Here is a 20,975-nt window from a genome sequence, read left to right as displayed (position 1 = left end):
ATGACTTTGCAGGCGCCCAAGGGCACCTTCGACTGGCTTCCGCCGCGCTCCGAGCGGGCGCTCGCCGTGCGCGAGGCGCTCACCGCGCCCGCCCGCCGGGCGGGATACGGCTACATCGAGACCCCGGTCTTCGAGGACACCGCGCTGTTCGTCCGCGGTGTCGGCGAGTCGACCGACATCGTCTCCAAGGAGATGTACACCTTCGAGGACAAGGGCGGGCGCTCCATCACGCTGCGCCCCGAGGGCACCGCGTCGGTGGTGCGGGCGGTCCTCCAGCACGGCCTGCACAACGGGCAGCTTCCCGTGAAGCTCTGGTACTCGGGCAGCCAGTTCCGCTACGAGCGGGCCCAGAAGGGCCGCTACCGCCACTTCTGGCAGGTCGGCGCCGAGGCGCTGGGCTCCGAGGACCCGGCGCTGGACGCCGAGCTGATCCTGCTGGCCGTCGACGGCTACGCCGCCCTGGGGCTCACCGGGGTCCGGCTGCTGATCAACACGCTGGGTGACAAGGAGTGCCGTCCCGTCTACCGGGCCGCGCTCCAGGACTTCCTGCGCGGCCTCGACCTCGACGAGCCCACCCGCGCGCGAATCGAGATCAATCCGTTGCGCGTGCTCGACGACAAGCGCCCCGAGGTGCAGGCCCTGCTGGCCGGCGCGCCGCTGGTCGTCGACCACCTGTGCGGGGCGTGCAAGGCCTACCACGAGGAGGTCCGCTCGCTGCTGACCGCCTCCGGCGTGGCCTACACCGACGACCCCCGGCTGGTCCGCGGCCTCGACTACTACACGCGCACCACGTTCGAGTTCGTCCACGACGGGCTCGGCTCGCAGTCCGCGGTGGGCGGCGGGGGCCGCTACGACGGGCTGAGCGAGATGCTCGGCGGGCCCGCGCTGCCCAGCGTCGGCTGGGCGCTGGGCGTCGACCGCACGGTCCTGGCCATGGAGGCCGAGGGCCTGTTCGGGGACGAAAGCGACGAGGCTCGCGTACAGGTGTACGGTGTGCCGCTGGGCGAGGAGGCGCGCCGCCGGATGTTCTCGCTCGTCACCGAGCTGCGCCGGGCGGGCCTGTCGGCCGACATGTCGTTCGGCGGCAAGGGCGTCAAGGGCGCGATGAAGGGCGCCGACCGCTCGGGGGCCGGCTACGCGGTGATCCTCGGCGAGCGCGACCTCGCCGCGGGGGTCGCGCAGGTCAAGGACCTGGCCAGCGGGGACCAGACCGCCGTACCGCTCGATGGGATCGTCACGATGTTGAAGGAGAGACTGGACAAATGATCCGCACGCACGAAGCGGGATCACTGCGCGAGGAGCACGCCGGGCAGCGGGTGACGCTCGCCGGGTGGGTGGCGCGACGCCGCGACCACGGTGGCGTGGTCTTCATCGACCTGCGTGACGCCTCGGGTTCGGCCCAGGTGGTCTTCCGCGAGGAGGACGACGCCCACGGCCTGCGCGCCGAATACTGCGTGAAGGTCGTCGGAGAGGTGCGGGTCCGCCCCGAGGGCAACGAGAACCCCGAGCTGCCGACCGGCGCGATCGAGGTCGTCGCCTCCGAGGTGGAGGTGCTCAGCGAGTCCGCGCCGCTGCCGTTCCCCATCGAGGGCACCGCGGGCATCTCGGAGGAGGCGCGGCTGAAGTACCGCTACCTCGACATCCGCCGCCAGCAGGTCGCGCACGCCATGCGCGTCCGCTCCCGGGCCACCTACCTCGCCCACGAGGTGATGAACGAGCAGGGGTTCACCTACGTCGAGACCCCGACGCTGACCCGCTCGACCCCGGAGGGCGCCCGCGACTTCCTGGTCCCGGTCCGGCTCCAGCCGGGCAGCTGGTACGCCCTGCCCCAGTCGCCCCAGCTGTTCAAGCAGCTCCTCCAGGTCGCCGGGCTGGAGCGCTACTACCAGCTCGCCAAGTGCTACCGCGACGAGGACCTGCGCGCCGACCGGCAGCCGGAGTTCACCCAGATCGACGTTGAGATGTCCTTCGTGGACCAGGACGACGTCATCGCCCTGGGCGAGGAGCTCGTCGGCCGCGTCTGGAAGGAGACGGTCGGCTACGACCTGCCGACGCCCCTGCCCCGGATGACCTACCGGGAGGCCATGGCGCGCTACGGCTCCGACAAGCCGGACCTGCGCTTCGGCCAGGAGCTCGTCGAGATGACGGAGTTCTTCGCGGGCACCACCTTCCGCGTCTTCCAGGCGCCGTACGTGGGCGCCGTGGTCATGCCGGGCGGTGCCTCGCAGACCCGCAAGGAGCTGGACGCCTGGCAGGAGTGGGCCAAGTCGCGCGGAGCCAGGGGCCTGGCCTACGTGCTGGTGGGCGAGGACGGCACGCTCGGCGGGCCGGTCGCCAAGAACCTGTCGGAGACCGAGGCGGCCGGCCTGGCCGCCAAGGTGGGCGCGGCACCCGGGGACGCGATCTTCTTCGCGGCCGGCGCGGCCTCCGCCTCCCGCGACCTGCTCGGCGCGGCCCGCCTGGAGATCGGCCGTCGCTGCGGCCTGATCGACGAGTCGGCCTGGAACTTCCTGTGGATCGTCGACGCCCCCATGTTCGAGGAGGACGGCGAGGGCGGCTGGACCGCGGTCCACCACCCCTTCACCGGTCCCAAGCCCGAGTGGGCCGACACCTTCCAGGACCACCCCGGCGAGGCCCTGGCCTACGCCTACGACATGGTCTGCAACGGGATGGAGATCGGCGGCGGCTCGATCCGTATCCACCGGGCCGAGATGCAGCAGCGTGTCTTCGAGGTGCTGGGCATCTCCAAGGAGGACGCGGAGAGCAAGTTCGGCTTCCTGCTGGAGGCGTTCAAGTACGGCCCGCCGCCGCACGGCGGCATCGCCTACGGCTGGGACCGGATCTGCATGCTCCTGGCGGGCACCGACTCCATCCGCGACGTCATCGCCTTCCCGAAGACGGCCTCCGGGTTCGACCCGCTGACCGGCGCGCCCACCCCGATCACGGTGGAGCAGCGCAAGGAGGCGGGCGTCGACGGCAGGCCCAAGACCGACGCCTGACCCGGTGCCCGCCCCGGAGGCGGGCGGGTGTGACGAGGGTGTGACGAGGGCCCCCGGACGGTGTTCCGGGGGCCCTCGGCGCGTCCGGGGCCGCCCGGCCGCCGGGGGCGGGGCCGCGGTGGCGCTCTCCGTGCGCCTCAGGAGCCTCCTGAGCGGCTGATGGGCCTTCTTCGGCTTACGGGGGCGACGAGCGTCCACGGGCCGCGTACGGCCGCGCTGAGGTCCGCGCGGGCCGTATGCCGAGGACGGTTCGCGTACGGCCCCGCGTGCCCGGGGCGGGCGAGGAGGGCCGCGGTGAGGGGCTGTGCCCGTCGCCGGGACGCGGGGCCTGGACACGGGGCCGGAAGTCGGGCCGGGACGTGGAAACGCCCCGGCGGTCGTCCGACCGCCGGGGCGTCCTGTGGCGGCGGACCGCCGCGGGTCCGGTTAGGAGAGCCGCACGCTCTTGATGATCACCGGGATCTTGGGGGCGTTGGAGCCGCCGTCACCGGTGATGTCGTCGGGGTTGGCGATCCACCCGCCCTTGGAGATCTCGTCGAGGATCTCCATGCCCTCGGAGACGACGCCGAAGGGCGTGTAGGCCTTCTCCACCTGCTGGGTCTCGTCCCCCAGCGAGATCCAGAACTGGCTGCCGTTCTGGTTGACGGCGTCGACGGCCTGGGCCACCGCGACCGTGCCCCTGGTGTACGGGATCCCGTCGAGGTTCTCGCTGTCGTAGACGTACCCCGAGCTGCCCTGGCCGTCGGTGGGGTTCTTGCCGTCGGCCTTGGCCTGCGGGTCGCCGCACTGCAGCAGGCTCAGGCCGGAGTTCTCCGGGGTGGCCAGGCGGTGGCACTTGGTGTTGTCGAAGAAGTGCTTCTTGGCCAGGAAGGCGAAGGAGTTGACCGTGCAGGGGGCCTGCCCGGTCGCCAGGTCGATCACGACGTTGCCGTGGTTGGTGGCGATCGTCATGGTCTTCAGCTTCAGGTTGGGCCTGGTCGGCGGCGTGCCCACGTTCTTCGCCGGGCTGCCGCTGGTGTCCTTGCGGTAGGCGCACTTCGTGTTGGCCGGAGCGGTCGTGACGCTCGGCGCGGGCGTCGCGGCGGGGGTCTCCGAAGGGGACGGCGAACCGGTGGCGGCGGCGTTGGCGTTCGGGTCGTCACCGTCGTTCCCCAGGAGGGTCACCCCGGCGAACAGTCCTCCCGCGACGACGACCACCGCGGCGACCGCTCCGATGACGACGTTGCGCTTCGACGTGGTCGCCTGCTCAGCACGCTTCGCCTGCCGCTCTTTGTGTTCCCGAGCCAGCTGGCTCTGGCGGTCCTCGGCGCTCACCGCTATGTCCTCCAAGATCGCTGTTCCATGGTTACGGGCTGGCGAAAAGAGTACCGGCCCTAACATGTGCTGGACGTAAGTGGCGGAATTCATCAGATGGGGTCAGAGGGGAAGACGAGTCTCTTCACGCTCTCCATAACCCGCCCATGGTGGGATCCGTACTTGCTGATGATGGACCACGCACCTTCGGAGCGCCCCCATGTTCGACGAGATCCTCGGCCTGCCCCTCCATCCCCTGGTCGTGCACGCGGCCGTGGTCCTGACGCCGCTCCTCGCGGTGCTCGCCGCCGCGTACGCGCTGGCGCCCCGCACGCGGCCCGTGCTCACCTGGGCGGTGGCCGGGCTCGCCCCGGTCGTGCCGGTGAGCGTCTTCGTGGCGCAGGAGAGCGGGGAGGCGCTGGAGGAGGGCCGCTTCGCCTCCGTAGAAGGGCAGCTCCGCGAGCTCATCGACGAGCACACGGGCTTCGGCACCCCGCTGCTGGTCGTCACCTTCGTCCTCGGGGTGCTGTCGCTCGCCCTCGTCTACGTCACGCGCGGCGACAGGTTCGGCCGCCCGGCCCAGCTCGCGGTCTCGGCGCTGACCGTGGTCCTGGCCGTCGCGGCGCTCTACTACGTGGTGCGGGCCGGGCACAGCGGCGCCGTCGCGGTCTGGAGCTGAGGCCGCCCGGCCCGTGGAGGGGCTTCTGGCCCCGCCGGGCGGCGGTACTGTCTCAGGCGTGGACAGCCTGTTCGATTCGGCGGCGGAGGAGGCCCATCGCGGCCAGGAGCCCCTGGCGGTGCGGATGCGCCCCCGGGGCCTGGACGAGGTGGTCGGCCAGCGGCACCTGCTGGGCCCCGGCACGCCGCTGCGCCGCCTCGTCGAGGCCGAGGCGCCCATGTCGCTGTTCCTCTGGGGCCCTCCGGGGACCGGCAAGACAACCCTCGCCTACGTGGTGGCGGGTGTCACCAAGCGCCGTTTCGTGGAGGTCTCCGCGGTGTCGGCGGGGGTCAAGGAGGTCCGCGCGGCCATCGAGCAGGCCCGGCGCGAGCTGGGCATGTCCGGCCGCCAGACCGTCCTGTTCGTCGACGAGGTGCACCGCTTCAACAAGGCGCAGCAGGACGCCCTGCTGCCCGCCGTGGAGAACCGCTGGGTCACCTTCATCGGCGCCACCACCGAGAACCCCTTCTTCTCCGTCATCTCGCCCCTGCTGTCGCGCTCGCTGCTGCTGACCCTGGAGTCGCTGTCGGAGGACGACATCCGGGCGGTGCTGGAGCGCGCCGTCGCCGACCCGCGCGGCCTGGACGGGAAGGTGCGCCTGGCGCCCGAGGCCGCCGAGCACCTGGTGCGGCTGGCCGGCGGCGACGCCCGCAGGTCGCTCACCTACCTGGAGGCCGCCGCGCTGATCGCCGACGGCGAGGTCACCGTGGAGGTGGTGGAGCGGGCGGTCGACAAGGCGGCCGTGCGCTACGACCGCCAGGGCGACCAGCACTACGACGTGATCAGCGGTTTCATCAAGAGCATGCGGGGCTCCGACGCCGACGCCGCGCTGCACTACCTCGCCCGGATGATCGAGGCGGGGGAGGACCCCCGGTTCATCGCCCGCAGGATCGTCATCTTCGCCTCCGAGGACGTCGGCATGGCCGACCCCACCTGTCTTCAGGTCGCGGTGGCCGCCGCCCAGGCGGTGGAGTTCATCGGCCTGCCCGAGGGACGGCTCAACCTGGCCCAGGCCGTCATCCACTGCGCGCTGGCCCCCAAGTCCAACGCGGTGATCAACGCCATCGGCGCGGCCGCCGAGGACGTACGGCGCGGCGACATCGGCCACGTCCCCAACCATCTGCGCGACGCCCACTACGCCGGGGCCAAGCAGCTCGGCCACGGCAAGGGCTATCGCTACCCCCACGAGTTCGAGCACGGCCTGGTACGCCAGGAGTACGCCCCCGAGGAGCTGAGGGACCGGCGCTACTACCAGCCCACCCGCCACGGCGCCGAGGCGGGCTTCGCCGACCGCTGGTCCAGGATTCGCGCCTTCCTGCGCGGGGAGTAGCCTCCCGCGAGGCCCACCCCCGGGGGCGCGCGGTAAGCGGGGATGAGCGGTATCGGGCACGATAGGGTTTCGCCAATCCGCCCGACCATGGCCGGGGCCACCTATGAACCTATGAGGGGAGCGGGTCCGCACATGCTTACCGCAGGAGAGGTCGCGGGGCTGATCGCCGCGATGGCCTGGGCGATCCTGGTCTCCTTCATGGCCGTCGTCATGGTCAGGCTGGCCCGGCTGCTCACCGAGACCACCAAGATGGTCTCCCAGCTGGGCGACCGCGTCGTGCCGCTGCTGGAGGACGTGTCGGCCGCCGTCGGCGAGACCAACCGGCAGCTGGTCGCGATCGAGGCCATCACCAAGGACGTCAAGCAGGTCAGCGGGCACGTGGCCAAGGTCAGCGACGTCACCCAGAGCCTGGTCACCGGGCCGATGATCAAGGTCGCGGCCCTCACCCACGGCGTCCGCAGGGCCCTGGGGGGCCGCAGGCGCGCCAGGCCCGCCGCCGTGGCGCTGGAGAGGCGCCCGCGATGATCCGCAGGCTGTTCTACATGGGGCTGGGCGCGTTCGGCGCGGTGTGGGTGATGCGTAAGCTTCAGTCACTGCATCCGAACCACCTGGCCCGAAGGGCCGTGCACAACGCCACCGGGGTCCTGGACCAGGCACGCGACCTCGCCGGGGAGGCCCTGCGGGGCGCGGCCGAGCGGGAAATCGAGTTGCGGTCCAGGTTCGGGCTCGACACCGTGGAAAACCCCTATCACTCCAACGTAAAGGATGGCCGCTGACATGGAGTCGGCAGAGATCGCCCGCCGCTTCCTGCGCTTCTTCGAGGAGCGTGGGCACACCGTCGTGCCCTCGGCCAGCCTCATCGCCGAGGACCCGACGCTGCTTCTGGTCAACGCGGGCATGGTGCCCTTCAAGCCCTACTTCCTGGGCCAGCAGAAGCCGCCCTACAAGCGGGCCGCCAGCGCGCAGAAGGTCGTGCGGACCCTCGACATCGACGAGGTCGGCAAGACGACCAGGCACGCCAGCTTCTTCCAGATGCTCGGAAACTTCTCCTTCGGCGACTACTTCAAGGAGCAGGCGATCCCGTTCGCCTGGGAGCTGCTGACCAGGCCCGAGTCCGAGGGCGGGTTCGGCTTCCCCGAGGACCGCCTCTGGGCCACCGTCTACCTCGACGACGACGAGGCCGCCGACATCTGGCGCAAGGCGGGGGTGCCGCAGGAGCGCATCCAGCGCCGCGACCTGGCCGACAACTACTGGCACATGGGCGTGCCCGGTCCCGGCGGCCCGTGCAGCGAGATCTACTACGACCGCGGTCCCGAGTACGGGCGCGAGGGCGGCCCGATCGCCGACGAGAACCGCTACCTCGAGGTGTGGAACAACGTCTTCATGCAGTACCAGCTCAGCGCGGTCCGCACGAAGATCGACTTCGACATCGCCGGTGAGCTGCCCGCCAAGAGCGTCGACACGGGCATGGGCCTGGAGCGCATGGCGGCGATCCTGCAGGGCGTCGACAACATCTACGAGATCGACACCACGTACAAGATCCTCGACCGGGCCGCCGACCTCACCAAGACGCGTTACGGCCGCGACGAGCGCGCCGACGTGTCGCTGCGGGTCGTCGCCGACCACGTCAGGACCGGCGTGATGCTCGTCGCCGACGGGGTGCTGCCCTCCAACGAGGGCAGGGGCTACGTGCTCCGCCGCATCCTGCGCCGCGCCATCCGCAACCTGCGCCTGCTGGGCGCGGGCGAGGAGCGCTACATGCACGAGCTCACCGCGGTGACCGTCGAGGTGATGGGCGAGCAGTACGCCGAGCTCAAGGCCGACGCCCCGCAGATCCACGGCGTCATCGACGCCGAGGAGGCCTCCTTCCTCGGCACCCTCCGCACCGGTACCGCGATCTTCGACGTGGCGGCCGAGGAGACCAAGCGCAAGGGGCGGGCCACGCTCGCCGCCGACCAGGCCTTCCAGCTCCACGACACCTACGGCTTCCCGATCGACCTCACCCTGGAGATGGCCTCCGAGCAGGGGCTGCAGGTCGACGAGGAGGGCTTCCGCCGGCTGATGAAGGAACAGCGCGACCGGGCCAAGGCCGACGCCGCCGCCAAGAAGACCGGCAACGCCGACATCTCGATCTTCGGCACGCTCCTGGAGAAGACCGGCAAGGTCGAGTTCCTGGGCTACGACCACGTGACGGCCGAGGCCGAGGTCGTCGGCCTGCTCGTCGACGGCGTCTCGGTCCCCGCGGCGGGCGCGGGTACGTCGGTGGAGGTCGTGCTGGGCCGCACCCCGTTCTACGCCGAGGGCGGCGGCCAGCTGTCCGACCAGGGCGTCATCCGCACCGGCGAGGCCGAGGTGGAGATCGTGGACGTGCAGTCCCCGGTCTCCGGCGTCGTCGTGCACCGGGGCAAGGTCCGCTCCGGCGAGATCCGGGTGGGCGACCAGGCCCAGGCGGAGATCGACGTCGAGCGGCGCCGGGCCATCTCCCGCAGCCACACCGCCACCCACCTGGTGCACCGCGGTTTCCGCAACGCGCTGGGCGAGACCGCGGCGCAGGCCGGTTCTGAGAACTCCCCGGGCCGCTTCCGCTTCGACTTCACCGCCGCGGGCGCCGTGCCGCCCAGCGTGCTGCGCGACGTCGAGGACGAGGTCAACGCCGTCCTCATCAACGACCTGCGGGTCAACGCCTTCCACACCTCCCAGGCGGAGGCCCGTGCCATGGGCGCGCTCGCCCTGTTCGGTGAGAAGTACGGCGACACCGTCCGCATCGTCGAGGTCGGCGAATACTCCCGCGAGCTCTGCGGCGGCACCCACGTCGCCAGCTCCGGGCAGCTGGGCCTGGTCAAGGTGCTGGGCGAGGCCTCGATCGGCGCGGGCGTGCGCCGCGTGGAGGCCCTGGTCGGTCTCGACGCCTTCCGCTTCCTGGCCAGGGAGAGCGTGCTCGTCGCCCAGCTGTCGGAGCAGCTCAAGGCCCGCAGGGAGGAGCTGCCCGAGCGCATCGAGGGCATCGTCAGCCGGTTGCGCTCGGCGGAGAAGGAGCTGGGCGCGCTGCGCTCGGCCCAGGTGCTCGCGGGTGCGGGCCAGATGGCGGAAAGTGCCCGTGACCTGCGGGGAGTCTCCGTCGTGACGCACCGCGCGCCCGATGGGACCTCTCCCGACGACCTGCGCAGGCTCGCGCTCGACGTGCGTGGCCGCTTCCCGGGCGATCGCGCCGCGGTGGTCGTCGTCGCCGGTGTCCCCGCTGACCGGCCGGTCGTCGTGGCCGCGGTCAGCGAGGCGGGACGCGGTCGCGGCCTGAAGGCGGGCCGTCTGGTCGGCGTCGCCGCGAAGGCGCTCGGAGGTGGCGGCGGCGGCAAGGACGACGTCGCCCAGGGAGGCGGTGTGCGTCCCGAGGCGATCGGTGAGGCGCTCGCCGCCGTCGAGCAGGCGATCGAGCAGACGCTCACCTGATGGAGAACGACGCCCCCGCGCCGCGTCCGGCACCGGGATGGGGACGGAAACGATGAGAAACGGCGTTCGGCTGGGCGTCGACGTCGGCTCGGTCCGCATCGGCGTGGCCCGCAGCGACCCCTCGGGATTGCTGGCCACGCCGGTGGAGACCGTCCGGCGCGGTAAGGGCGACCTTGACCGGCTCGCGGAGATCGCGGCCGAGTACGAGGTCGTCGAGGTGGTGGTCGGCCTGCCGACCTCGCTCTCCGGGCGGGAGGGGCAGGCGGCGCAGACCGCCCGCGACTTCGCGGACCGGATCTCGCTGCGGCTGGCGCCCGTCCCGGTGCGGCTGTTCGACGAGCGGCTGACCACCGTCACCGCCCAGCAGGGCCTGCGGGCCAGCGGGGTGAAGGCGAAGAACCAGCGCGGCGTGGTGGACCAGGCGGCGGCCATCGTGCTGCTCCAGGCCGCGCTGGACGCCGAACGCGCCACCGGCAGGCCCCCCGGCGTCCCCGCCGGGTCTTCCCCGGGCGGAGGAAACGTCGAGGGGCCGGGGGACGGGACCGTCCGGTGAGCCGCCCGCGGCCGATGCGGCCGCCGGTGGCCGGGACCTCCGTGACCGCTCCGGGTGCTTTCGCCGTGATGATGGAACGTTACAAACAAGTGGCGCATCGGCTAAAACTGAGGGAACGGACCACTAAGAAAGGATCGTCGCCCTTGGAAGCCGCCATGGTGACGGGCATCGTCCAGGCGGAGGGCGGGCGGGATCCGGGCCATCCGAAGATCGCTAGAATGATCTACGACCGGCTCGGGCCCCGGACGCGGCTCCGGCCGGACACCGCGGTGCCGTACACGCGGGGGCTCGATACCCCGGAGGTTTCGGAGAAGGGCGCCGAGGTGAGGTCCCCGCGCGACACCTTCTTCACACCCGGCCTGCCGCCAAAAACCATCGCGAATCCCGGGGAGCAGGTATTGATCACGGCACTCCAGCCAGATCAAGGTGATTGGTTCTGGTTTGTCACTACCAATCCGGAGCATAGAATCACGAAATTCACTGACAAAGAGAGTGAGTTTGTGAGATACCGGGAAGAGCTGAACATACACCTCGGGAAGCGTTGATGCCCGGCGGAATACCCCCCGTTCCGCCGCAGGCGGCGACCCGCACCCGCGGATCAGACGACGGCTCCCGGAGCACCGGGACGTCTGGCCGGGTGCTCTCCTTCGGTTCGGCACACCCGCTTGACGCCAGGCCGTCTCTAGCGGGAGATTGGCCAACGTCTCTATGAACGATCTCGATATGGACTTCCTGGTCGGCTCCGACGACGAAGGTCGGTCGCGCCGAGGATCCAACACGTCTTCAGGCCGCGACTCCGGAGGCCGGCGCGGCCGCCGCAGGAAGCGCCGCCGCAACCGGGGCGGCTTCCTCGCCCCCATGCTCGCGATCATCGTCCTGCTCGGCGGCATCGGCGCCGCCGGCTTCTACGGCTACACCTGGGTCCGCGACGTGATGACCCCCGACGACTACACCGGCCAGGGGTCCGGCGAGGTCGTCGTGGAGATCAAGGACGGCCAGAACGCCTCCGACGTCGCCCAGACCCTGCAGGACCAGGACGTGGTGAAAAGCGTCAAGGCCTTCGTCAACGCCATCGCCGAGGCGGGCAAGAGCTCCTCCCTGCAGCCGGGCGAGTACACCATGCGCAAGCAGATGGCGGCCGCGGAGGCCGTCAAGCTCCTCGACCCGGACAAGCGGCTGCTGGAGAGGGTCACCCTCAAGGAGGGGCTGCGCCTGGTCGACACCCTCAAGCAGCTCTCCGAGAAGACGGGCAAGCCGCTGCGGGAGTTCCAGCAGGCCGCCAGGAACGTCCGCGAGCTCGGCCTTCCCCCCTACGCCAAGAGCAGGCTGGAGGGCTACGCCTTCCCGGCCACCTACGAGATCACGCCCAAGATGTCGGCCTCGGAGATCCTCACCAGGATGGTCGACCGCTTCAACCAGACCGCCGACAAGGACGACCTCCAGGGCAAGGCGAAGGCCCTCGGGCACACCCCGCACGAGATCATGACGATCGCCAGCATCGTCCAGGCGGAGTCCGGCACCAAGGAGGACATGGGCAAGGTGGCCCGCGTCGTCTACAACCGGCTCGACCTGCCCATGCATCTGCGGATGGACAGCACGGTGATGTACGGGCTGAACAAGTACGGCATCGAGTCGTCCAGCAAGGACCTTGAGAGCACCTCGCGCTACAACACCTACAAGTTCGAGGGCCTGCCTCCCGGCCCGATCGCCAACCCGGGTGACGACGCCATCCAGGCGGCGCTCAATCCCACCAAGGGCGACTGGCTCTACTTCGTGACCACCTGTCCGGCCAAGGGCATCACCAAGTTCGTCAAGCTGGAGTCCGAGTTCAACGTGATCAAGGCCGAGTACGAGAGCAACAAGGTGAACGGGTGCTGAGGGCGGCGGTCCTCGGGTCGCCGATCGTCCACTCGCTCTCCCCGCACCTGCACCGCGCCGCCCACGAGGGCATGGGACTGCACGACTGGCGTTACGAGGCGATCGAGTGCGACGAGGCCGGGCTCCCCGGCCTCCTCGCCGGGCTGGACGGCGACTGGGCGGGACTCTCGCTCACGATGCCGCTCAAGCGGGCCGTGCTGCCGCTGCTCGACACCGTCTCGGAGCTCGCGGTCCAGGTGGGCGGCGCCAACACCGTGACCCTGCGCGACGGCGCCCGGCACGGGGACAACACCGACGTGTACGGCATCGTCCAGGCGCTCGCCGAAGCGGGCGTGGCCCCGCCCCGGGCGGCGACCGTCCTCGGCGGCGGCGCGACGGCGGCCTCCGCGCTCGCCGCCCTGCGCGAGCTGGGCCTCGACGAGGCGATCCTCGTGGTCCGCGACCCCGCCAGGGCGGGGGAGACCGCGCAGGTCGCCGAGCGGCTGGGCATGGACCTGTCGGTGCGGACCCTCGACAAGCTCGACACCGCGCTGGAGGTCGACCTGGTCGTCTCGACCCTGCCCGCCGGCGCGGCCGACGCCTTCGCCGGGACGCTGGCGGGGGTGCCCGCCCTCTTCGACGTGGTCTACGCGCCCTGGCCCACCCGGCCGGCCGCCGCCGTGGCCGAGCGGGGCGGGGTCGTCGTCGGCGGCTTCCCGATGCTCCTGCACCAGGCCGTCCGGCAGGTCGAGATGATGACCGGCCGCGCGGACGTGCCGGTGGAGGCGATGCGCGCGGCGGGAAAGGCCGAGATCGTCAGGCGTGCCGCCCCGGCGGGATGATTCTGCGTGAGCGCGCTGTTGTGGTAGAGTAACGACTCGATCGGTCCGGCGTGCCTGCTGGACGCGCAAGCGGAGGTCGTCCTCCCACCTCGTCGGCCACAAGGCTGACAGGTCAGGATCACAACCGGGGTAAATCTCCGGAGAGCTTACGGCGTGAAGCCTTCGAGTTCATGTGGCCCCGCATGCGTGACGTGCGGGGCATCTTGCGTTCGAACGTCCTCAACGGGACGTGCGTTCTACGACCTCCCGGCACGATCGAGCATGTTGCGGCCTCCTCTCGGATGGCCGCGGATCGCAACCTAGGAGGCCCCATCAGCGCCGAGCCCCGCATCAATGACCGCATTCGCGTGCCCGAGGTCCGCCTCGTCGGCCCGAACGGCGAACAGGTGGGCATCGTCTCCATCGGCGATGCCTTGAAGCTGGCTCAAGAAGCCGACCTCGACCTGGTCGAGGTCGCGGCAACGGCTCGCCCGCCAGTGTGCAAGCTCATGGACTACGGCAAGTTCAAGTACGAGTCCGCGATGAAGGCACGTGAGGCGCGCCGTAACCAGGCGTACACCATCATCAAGGAGATCAAGCTTCGGCCGAAGATCGACCCGCACGACTACGAGACCAAGAAGGGTCACGTGGTGCGGTTCCTCAAGGCCGGCGACAAGGTCAAGGTCACCATCATGTTCCGCGGCCGGGAGCAGTCCCGGCCCGAGCTGGGCTTCCGGCTCCTGCAGCGGCTGGCGGAGGACGTGACGGAGCTCGGCTTCGTCGAGTCCCAGCCCAAGCAGGACGGTCGAAACATGATCATGGTGATCGGGCCGCACAAGAAGAAGGCCGAGGCCAAGGCCGAGAAGGCGGCGGCCAAGGCACGGCATGACGAGAACCCCTCGGGGGACGCCTCTTCGGCCGCCGACGAGACGCGCGTCAACGACGAGGTGTCCGTCAGCGGAGCGGTGGCGGCTCCTCAGGAGTAACTCGCATAGCCTGGATCGTCAGGTAGTCGCGAGATCAGTCCGAGACCGGGTCCGGTCTCGTAGTCAGGCACGCCCTTGACTTGGGTTACCGGCCCGGGACATCGGCACGATCGAGGGAGAGACGGCTGAGATGCCGAAGATGAAGACGCACAGCGGTGCGAAGAAGCGGTTCAGGCTCACGGGTTCCGGCAAGCTTGTGCGCCGCCGCGCCAACCGTGCGCACTACAACGAGCACAAGCCGTCCACCTTGACGCGTCGTCTCAAGCCCGAGGTCGTGCTCTCCGACGCCGACTCCAAGAAGATCAAGAAGCTGCTCGCTAAGTAACCGCCCCCGGGGAGATAGATACACATGGCACGCGTGAAGCGGGCGATCAACGCCAAGAAGAAGCGCAAGGTCGTTCTCGAGCGGGCGAAGGGCTACCGGGGTCAGCGATCCAGGCTGTACCGCAAGGCCAAGGAGCAGATGCTCCACTCGATGACGTACGCCTACCGCGACCGCAAGGACCGCAAGGGCACCTTCCGCCGTCTCTGGATCCAGCGCATCAACGCCGCTGCCCGCCAGAACGGCATCACCTACAACAGGCTCATCCAGGGCCTGCGGCTCGCCTCCATCGAGGTCGACCGTAAGATCCTCGCCGACCTCGCGGTCAACGACGCCGCCACGTTCGCGACGCTGGTCGAGGCCGCCAAGAAGGCGCTCCCGGCCGACGTGAACGCGCCGGTCGCCGGCTGAGCGAGGCACTGACGACCGTGCGGCCCGCAGCGATCACGCTGCGGGCCGCATGCGCATTCTTGGGGGACGGGCATGGCCGGGTCTGAGCTGACCAACATCAAGTCACCGCGGGTCAAGGCCGCGCGGAGGCTGACGAAGCGGGCCTTCAGGGACCGCGACCGCTCCTTCCTGGCGGAGGGGCCGCAGGCGGTCCGCGAGGCGCTGGCGCTGGACGGGGTCGTGATGGAGCTGTTCACCACGGCCGAGGCCGAGCTGCGTCACGCCGACGTCGTCGGCGCCGCCACCGCCGCCGGGGTGCCCGTCCACCGGGCCAGCGGCGAGGTCATGGCCGAGCTGGCCCAGACCGTCACCCCCCAGGGACTGCTGGCCGTGTGCCGCTTCGTGCACGTGCCCCTGGACGCCGCCGTCGTCCCCGGCTCCACGCTGGTGGCGGTGCTGGCCCACGTCCGCGACCCCGGCAACGCGGGCACCGTGCTGCGGACGGCCGACGCCGCGGGCGCCGACTCCGTCGTCTTCACCGACGCCTCGGTCGACCCCTACAACGGCAAGTGCGTGCGGGCCAGCGCCGGGAGCCTGTTCCACCTCCCGGTCAGCACGGGCGTCCCGGTGGCGCGGGCCGTGGAGCACCTGAAGGGAACCGGGCTGCGGGTGCTCGCCGCCGACGGCGCGGGCGAGCAGACCCTGGACGACGTGGACCTGTCCGGCCCGACCGCCTGGATCTTCGGCAACGAGGCGTGGGGGCTTCCGCAGGAGATCCTGAAGCTGGCCGACGAGGTCGTCCGGGTTCCCATCTACGGCCGGGCCGAGAGCCTGAACCTCGCGACCGCCGCCGCGGTCTGTCTGTACGCATCTGCCCGATCTCAACGCACCACCCCCGGCCCCAGGTGAGGCACCCCGGCCGGCGAGGCTGCCGTACGGTGCGGGAAACCCGCTATTGTCGGCCATGTAGCGTCGAGGAGGCGGGGTCGTGCACGGCGAACACACCGGCGAGCGGAGCACCGATGCCGCTTCTGTGATCGACGTCGACGAGCTTCCCGACGGTCTCGTGGTGACCGACGGCGACGGCCACGTGCTCACCGTCAACCGGGCCGCGGCCCGTCTGACCGGTGTCACCCGCGAGCAGGCCGTGGGGGGGCACCTGCGCGACGTGTTCTCCTTCCGCGACCACGACGGGCGCGACTGGTGGAAGTGGCTCGACACCTACGGCGGCCTGCCCAGCCGCGCCCGCCAGCCCGAGCTGCCGCTGCGCACCCCCGGTGGCCAGGAGCTGCTGGTGGCCGCCCGGCTGGTGCGCGAGCCACGGCGGGGCGGAGAGGTCGTCCGGGTGGTCATCACGTTGCGTGACGCCGGGGCCCGCGCCCGCCTGGAGCGCAGCCGCGCCGACCTGGTCTCCACCGTCGCCCACGAGCTCCGCTCCCCGCTGACCAGCGTCAAGGGGTTCACCGCGACCCTGCTGGCCAAGTGGACCCGCTTCACCGACGACCAGAAGCTCGTCATGCTGGAGACCGTCAACGCCGACGCCGACCGGGTGACCCGGCTCATCACCGAGCTGCTCGACGTCTCGCGCATCGAGTCGGGCCGGCTGGAGATCCACCGCCAGGTCGTCGACGTCCCGGCCAGGATCTCCAAGATCATCGCGGGCCGGGTGGCGGCGGGCGAGCCGGAGGACCGCTTCGTGCTCCAGGTGCGCGGCGAGCTGCCCGAGACCTGGCTCGACCAGGACAAGATCGATCAGGTGCTCGCCAACCTGATGGAAAACGCGGTGCGTCACGGGCGCGGTACGGTGACAATAGTCGTCGAGCCGAGTGAATGGGGAGTGACCGTGTCCGTCCGCGACCAGGGGGAGGGCATCCCGCCCGAGCTGGTCACGCGCGTGTTCCGGCAGTTCTGGCGGGGCAACGCCCGCCGCCGGGGCGGCACCGGGCTCGGCCTGTTCATCGTCAAGGGGCTGATCGAGGCCCACGGCGGCACCATCTCCGTGCAGCGTGGGCCCGAGGGCGGCGCCGAGTTTCGATTTATGGTGCCCACCGGCACTCCTGAATTCGCCTGATCGCGAATGTCGGCCCGGTGGGCTCACCCGACTAGACTCATGGCCGCTCAAGCCCTGGATTCGGAGCTCTCTCTTGTCAAACTACGACCCGGTCGAGGTGACCCCGCTGCACGCCGACGAGATGGCGCGCATGCAGGCCGACGCGCTCGACGCCGTCAAGGCGGCGCGCGACCTCGAAGAACTCAAGCAGGTGCGCCTCGCGCACGCCGGTGACCGCTCACCGATCGCCCTGGCCAACCGCGAGATCGGCGCCCTGCCCCCGGCGGCCCGCTCCGAGGCGGGTAAGCGCATCGGCGGCGCCCGCAGGGCGGTCGCCGACGCCCTCGCCGAGCGGCAGGCACAGCTGGAGGCCGAACGCGACGAGCGGGTCCTCGTCGAGGAGACCGTCGACGTCACGCTGCCCTCCACCCGCGCCCCCCTCGGTGCCAGGCACCCGCTGACCACCCTCCAGGAGCGCATCGCCGACGCCTTCGTCGCGATGGGCTACGAGGTGGCGGAGGGCCCCGAGCTGGAGGGGGAGTGGTTCAACTTCGACGCGCTGAACATCTCCGCCGACCACCCGGCGCGCTCGGAGCACGACACCTTCTTCGTGGAGTCCGTCGACTCCGGCAAGGTGCTGCGCACCCAGACCTCTCCCGTCCAGATCCGGGCGCTGCTCGACAGGAAGCTCCCGGTCTACGTAATTTCGCCGGGCAAGGTGTTCCGCACCGACGAGCTCGACGCCACCCACACCCCCGTCTTCCACCAGGTCGAGGGGCTGGCGATCGACGAGGGCCTGACCATGGCCCACCTCAAGGGCACCCTCGACCGGTTCGCCGAGGTCATGTTCGGCGAGGGCATCACCACCCGGTTCCGGCCCAACTACTTCCCGTTCACCGAGCCCTCCGCCGAGATGGACCTGAAGTGCTTCGTCTGCCGCGGCGCCTCCGCGGTGCCCGGCAACCCGCCCTGCCGCACCTGCAAGTCGGAGGGCTGGATCGAGTGGGGCGGCTGCGGCATGGTCAACCCGAGGGTGCTCATCGCCTGCGGCGTCGACCCCGCCCGCTACAGCGGCTTCGCCTTCGGCATGGGCGTCGAACGCACCCTGATGTTCCGCCACAACGTCGAGGACATGCGCGACATGGTCGAGGGAGACGTCCGCTTCACCCGTCCCTTCGGAATGGAGATCTGATGAGGGTCCCGCTTTCATGGCTGCGGGAGTACGTCGATCTCCCCGCCGTCACGGCGCACGAGATCGCCGAGAAGCTCACCGCCGCCGGGCTCAAGCTCGAGTCCGTCACCTCCTACGGCCACGACATCAAGAACGTCGTGGTGGGCGAGGTGATCTCCATCGAGACGCTGGAGGGCTTCAAGAAGCCCATCCGCCACTGCCAGGTCGAGGTGGGGGAGGCCGCGCCGCGCGAGATCGTCTGTGGCGCGACCAACTTCGAGGCCGGCGACCGCGTCCCGGTCGCGCTGCCCGGCGCCGTGCTGCCCGGCGGGTTCGAGATCGCCTCGCGAAAGACCTACGGGCGCCTGTCCGACGGCATGATCTGCTCGGAGTCCGAGCTCGGCGTGGCCGAGTCGTCGCCCGGCATCCTCGTGCTGCCCGAGGGCACTCCGATCGGCGCGGACGTGGTCGAGCTGCTCGGGCTGCGTGACGACGTGATCGAGCTGGAGATCACCCCGGACATCGGCTACGCGCTCTCCATCCGGGGCGTGGCCCGCGAGGCCGCCACCGCCTTCGACTCGGCGTTCATCGACCCGGCCGACGTCTCCCCGCCCGAGGCGCCGGGCCCGTCCTACCCCGCCTCGATCGCCGACCCGTCGGCCTGCGACCGCTTCGTGCTCCGCGAGATCCGCGGGTTCGACCCGTCGGCGCCGAGCCCGCTGTGGATGCGCGCCCGGCTCTCCCGCGCCGGCGTGCGCCCGGTCTCGCTCGCCGTCGACGTCACCAACTACGTCATGCTGGAGCTCGGCCAGCCACTGCACGCCTTCGACGCCGCCAGGCTCACCGGCGAGGTCGTGGTGCGCAGGGCCGAGCCCGGCGAGACGCTGGAGACGCTCGACCACGTGGTCCGCAAGCTCCACCCGGACGACGTGCTGATCACCGACGGGTCGGGCGCGATCTCGATGGCCGGCACCATGGGCGGCCTGCACACCGAGATCTCCGACGCCTCCACCGACATCGTGATCGAGGCGGCCCACTTCTCCACCAGCGGCGTCGCGCGCATGTCGCGCCGGCACAACCTGGTCAGCGAGGCCTCCAAGCGCTTCGAGCGGGGCGTCGACCGGGAGCTCCCGCTGTACGCCTCCTGGCGCGCGGCCCGGCTGCTGGCCGAGCTCGGCGGCGGCACGATCCAGCCGGGCGTCACCCACGCCGAGGTGGAGGTCGAGCCGGTCCACATCGCGATCCCGAGCGGCTACCCGGGCAGGGTCGCGGGCACCGTCTACGACCGTGAGACGGTGATCCACCGCCTGCGGCAGGTCGGCTGCACGGTTGTCGAGGGCGCCACCACCGCGACCGGCCCGGCGACGGGCGGCACGGCCGGTGGCACCGCGGCCACGGGCGACCCCGCCTCCGCCGGGATCGCCGCGAAGCTCGCGGTCACCGGTGACGACGTGCTGGCGGTCACCCCGCCCTCGTGGCGTCCCGACCTGACCGACCCGAACGACCTCGCCGAGGAGGTCATCAGGCTGGAGGGCTACGAGAACCTGCCCTCGATCCTGCCCGCCGCCCCGGCGGGCGCCGGTCTCAGCGAGGGCCAGCGCCTGCGCCGCCGGGTCGGCCGCGCCCTCGCCGCCGCGGGCTACGTCGAGATCCTCGCCTACCCGTTCAACGGGGAGCGCGACTTCGACAACCTGCAGCTGCCCGCCGACGACGCGCGCCGCCTGGCCGTACGGCTGGCCAACCCGCTCAGCGAGGACGAGCCGCTGATGCGGACGACCCTGCTGCCCGGCCTGCTCAAGACACTGGTCCGCAACGTGGGCCGGGGCTTCGGCGACGTGGCGCTGTTCGAGGCGGGCCTGGTCTACCGGCCCTCCTCCGACGCGCCCGCCGTCGCCCCCGTGCTGGGCGTCGACCGCAGGCCGAGCCCGGAGGAGCTCGCCTCGATCGAGTCCGCGCTGCCCGCCCAGCCACTCCGGGTCGGGGTCGTGCTGGCCGGGGAGTTCGAGCCGTCCGGCTGGTGGGGCAAGGGCCGCGCGGCCGGTTGGGCGGACGCCGTCGAGGCGGCCCGCGTGGTGGCCGCCGAGGCCGGTGTCACCCTCGACGTCCGCGCGGACCGGCACGAGCCCTGGCACCCGGGCCGCTGCGCCGCGCTGTACGCCGGTGACGTGCTCGTCGGTCACGCCGGTGAGCTGCACCCGCGCGTCGTCGAGGCGTACGGCCTGCCGCCGCGCACCTGCGCGATGGAGCTGGAGCTGACCCGGTTGGAGCCGCTCATCGCCGGTCCGCCGCAGGCCCCGGCGATCTCCGCGTACCCCGTCGCGGGCCAGGACGTCGCGCTCATCGTCGACGCGGCGACCCCGGTGGCCGCCGTGGAGGCGGCGCTGCGCGAGGGCGCGGGCCCGCTGCTGGAGTCGATCCGGCTGTTCGACGTCTACACCGGCGCCCAGGTCGGCGAGGGCGGGAAGTCCCTCGCCTACTCCCTGCGCTTCCGGGCGCCCGACCGGACGCTCACCGTGGAGGAGACCACCGCGGCCCGCGACGCGGCCGTGGCCCTGGCCGGAGAGCGCACCGGGGCGCGGCTGCGCGGCGTCTGACCGGTCCGCGAGGGGCCCGGGGCGTGTCCCGGGCCCCTTTTCGCCGTATCGGGCCGGGATGTTCGCGTCCCGGGTGATTCTCCTTCAGGAGGCGACGATGACATACCCGCCGGCCGCTCAGGGCGGACCGCTCGCCCGGAGCGGAGAAGAACCCTTCCCCGGGAGGGAGCGATGAGGCATCTGCTGGTGTTCGCCGGGCGCGACGACGCCGAGGAGGTCGCCGAGACCGTGGCCGGGGAGTTTCCGGTGATCGGCGTGCCCACGGTGGTCAGGGAGACCCTCGCGGGCGAGGACGACGCCGAGGACGCCCAGTGGCTGGTGGTTGTCGAGGACCCCTCAGGGGCGCTGCCGCCGGAGGGCGTGGCCCGCCTGGAGGCGCTGGCCGAGGAGTACGAGGGCTGGCGCGAGAACGGGTGAGGCACGGCCTTCGTCCGGCGGAGGAGC

The 20,975-nt window shown here is 71.2% G+C and carries 20 protein-coding genes; 19 read left to right on the top strand and 1 reads right to left on the bottom strand.

The window, feature by feature from the left end; all coding sequences use genetic code 11:
* Both hisS and aspS read left to right on the top strand, forming a co-directional pair.
* Complete coding sequence (gene hisS / locus ABD817_RS05560) at positions 1 to 1,266, top strand: histidine--tRNA ligase (RefSeq protein ID WP_344915677.1); 1,266 nt, start codon at positions 1 to 3, stop codon at positions 1,264 to 1,266.
* Positions 1,263 to 2,999: an aspartate--tRNA ligase gene (gene aspS / locus ABD817_RS05555; protein ID WP_344915675.1), complete on the top strand. Its 1,737-nt coding sequence runs from the start codon at positions 1,263 to 1,265 to the stop codon at positions 2,997 to 2,999. Before hisS ends, aspS begins: the two co-directional genes overlap by 4 nt.
* Before the next feature lie 426 nt (positions 3,000 to 3,425).
* Here the strand turns inward: aspS and ABD817_RS05550 are convergent, their stop codons facing one another.
* Complete coding sequence (locus tag ABD817_RS05550; RefSeq protein WP_344915673.1) at positions 3,426 to 4,313, bottom strand: peptidylprolyl isomerase; 888 nt, start codon at positions 4,311 to 4,313, stop codon at positions 3,426 to 3,428.
* A gap of 199 nt (positions 4,314 to 4,512) precedes the next feature.
* Between ABD817_RS05550 and ABD817_RS05545 the strand changes: the two genes are divergently transcribed.
* The 17 genes from ABD817_RS05545 (at position 4,513) to ABD817_RS05465 (ending at position 20,948) form a co-directional block, all read left to right on the top strand.
* Positions 4,513 to 4,971 (top strand): hypothetical protein, encoded by a 459-nt coding sequence (locus tag ABD817_RS05545; RefSeq protein ID WP_344915671.1) that lies wholly within the window; start codon positions 4,513 to 4,515, stop codon positions 4,969 to 4,971.
* A gap of 58 nt (positions 4,972 to 5,029) precedes the next feature.
* Positions 5,030 to 6,340 (top strand): replication-associated recombination protein A, encoded by a 1,311-nt coding sequence (locus tag ABD817_RS05540; RefSeq protein WP_344915669.1) that lies wholly within the window; start codon positions 5,030 to 5,032, stop codon positions 6,338 to 6,340.
* 132 nt (positions 6,341 to 6,472) lie between these two features.
* Entirely contained in the window at positions 6,473 to 6,865 is a 393-nt protein-coding gene (locus tag ABD817_RS05535; protein ID WP_344915667.1) for a DUF948 domain-containing protein, read from the top strand.
* Entirely contained in the window at positions 6,862 to 7,116 is a 255-nt protein-coding gene (locus ABD817_RS05530) for a hypothetical protein (RefSeq protein ID WP_344915665.1), read from the top strand. The genes ABD817_RS05535 and ABD817_RS05530 overlap by 4 nt, the downstream gene beginning before the upstream one ends.
* Before the next feature lies 1 nt (position 7,117).
* Positions 7,118 to 9,787, top strand: a complete 2,670-nt coding sequence (gene alaS / locus ABD817_RS05525; RefSeq protein ID WP_344915663.1) for an alanine--tRNA ligase — start codon at positions 7,118 to 7,120, stop codon at positions 9,785 to 9,787.
* Between the two features lie 52 nt (positions 9,788 to 9,839).
* Positions 9,840 to 10,340, top strand: coding sequence for a Holliday junction resolvase RuvX (gene ruvX / locus ABD817_RS05520; RefSeq protein ID WP_344915661.1), 501 nt, complete (start codon positions 9,840 to 9,842; stop codon positions 10,338 to 10,340).
* A 14-nt stretch (positions 10,341 to 10,354) separates the two neighbouring features.
* Positions 10,355 to 10,885, top strand: coding sequence for an endolytic transglycosylase MltG (locus ABD817_RS05515; RefSeq protein ID WP_344917186.1), 531 nt, complete (start codon positions 10,355 to 10,357; stop codon positions 10,883 to 10,885).
* Between the two features lie 163 nt (positions 10,886 to 11,048).
* Entirely contained in the window at positions 11,049 to 12,218 is a 1,170-nt protein-coding gene (gene mltG / locus ABD817_RS05510; protein WP_344915659.1) for an endolytic transglycosylase MltG, read from the top strand.
* Entirely contained in the window at positions 12,215 to 13,039 is an 825-nt protein-coding gene (locus ABD817_RS05505) for a shikimate dehydrogenase (RefSeq protein WP_344917184.1), read from the top strand. Before mltG ends, ABD817_RS05505 begins: the two co-directional genes overlap by 4 nt.
* 182 nt (positions 13,040 to 13,221) lie before the next feature.
* Entirely contained in the window at positions 13,222 to 14,004 is a 783-nt protein-coding gene (gene infC / locus ABD817_RS05500; RefSeq protein WP_425583265.1) for a translation initiation factor IF-3, read from the top strand.
* A gap of 130 nt (positions 14,005 to 14,134) precedes the next feature.
* On the top strand, positions 14,135 to 14,329 hold the full coding sequence (rpmI, locus tag ABD817_RS05495; RefSeq protein WP_030920046.1) for a 50S ribosomal protein L35: 195 nt from the start codon (positions 14,135 to 14,137) through the stop codon (positions 14,327 to 14,329).
* A gap of 24 nt (positions 14,330 to 14,353) precedes the next feature.
* Positions 14,354 to 14,737 (top strand): 50S ribosomal protein L20, encoded by a 384-nt coding sequence (gene rplT / locus ABD817_RS05490; protein ID WP_012892552.1) that lies wholly within the window; start codon positions 14,354 to 14,356, stop codon positions 14,735 to 14,737.
* Positions 14,738 to 14,809: 72 nt separating this feature from the next.
* On the top strand, positions 14,810 to 15,625 hold the full coding sequence (locus ABD817_RS05485; RefSeq protein ID WP_344915657.1) for a TrmH family RNA methyltransferase: 816 nt from the start codon (positions 14,810 to 14,812) through the stop codon (positions 15,623 to 15,625).
* 79 nt (positions 15,626 to 15,704) lie between these two features.
* Positions 15,705 to 16,787 (top strand): sensor histidine kinase, encoded by a 1,083-nt coding sequence (locus ABD817_RS05480; RefSeq protein ID WP_344915655.1) that lies wholly within the window; start codon positions 15,705 to 15,707, stop codon positions 16,785 to 16,787.
* A 121-nt stretch (positions 16,788 to 16,908) separates the two neighbouring features.
* On the top strand, positions 16,909 to 17,958 hold the full coding sequence (pheS, locus tag ABD817_RS05475; protein ID WP_344917180.1) for a phenylalanine--tRNA ligase subunit alpha: 1,050 nt from the start codon (positions 16,909 to 16,911) through the stop codon (positions 17,956 to 17,958).
* Positions 17,958 to 20,531, top strand: a complete 2,574-nt coding sequence (locus ABD817_RS05470; protein WP_344915653.1) for a phenylalanine--tRNA ligase subunit beta — start codon at positions 17,958 to 17,960, stop codon at positions 20,529 to 20,531. The genes pheS and ABD817_RS05470 overlap by 1 nt, the downstream gene beginning before the upstream one ends.
* 171 nt (positions 20,532 to 20,702) lie before the next feature.
* Positions 20,703 to 20,948, top strand: a complete 246-nt coding sequence (locus ABD817_RS05465) for a hypothetical protein (RefSeq protein ID WP_344915651.1) — start codon at positions 20,703 to 20,705, stop codon at positions 20,946 to 20,948.
* Positions 20,949 to 20,975: the final 27 nt, after the last annotated feature.

It is taken from the genome of Streptosporangium oxazolinicum (assembly GCF_039537505.1).
In the GTDB taxonomy this organism is placed as follows: domain Bacteria; phylum Actinomycetota; class Actinomycetes; order Streptosporangiales; family Streptosporangiaceae; genus Streptosporangium; species Streptosporangium oxazolinicum.
Note: the sequence above shows the minus strand (reverse complement) of the source record. Positions and strands in the feature narration are given on the sequence as shown.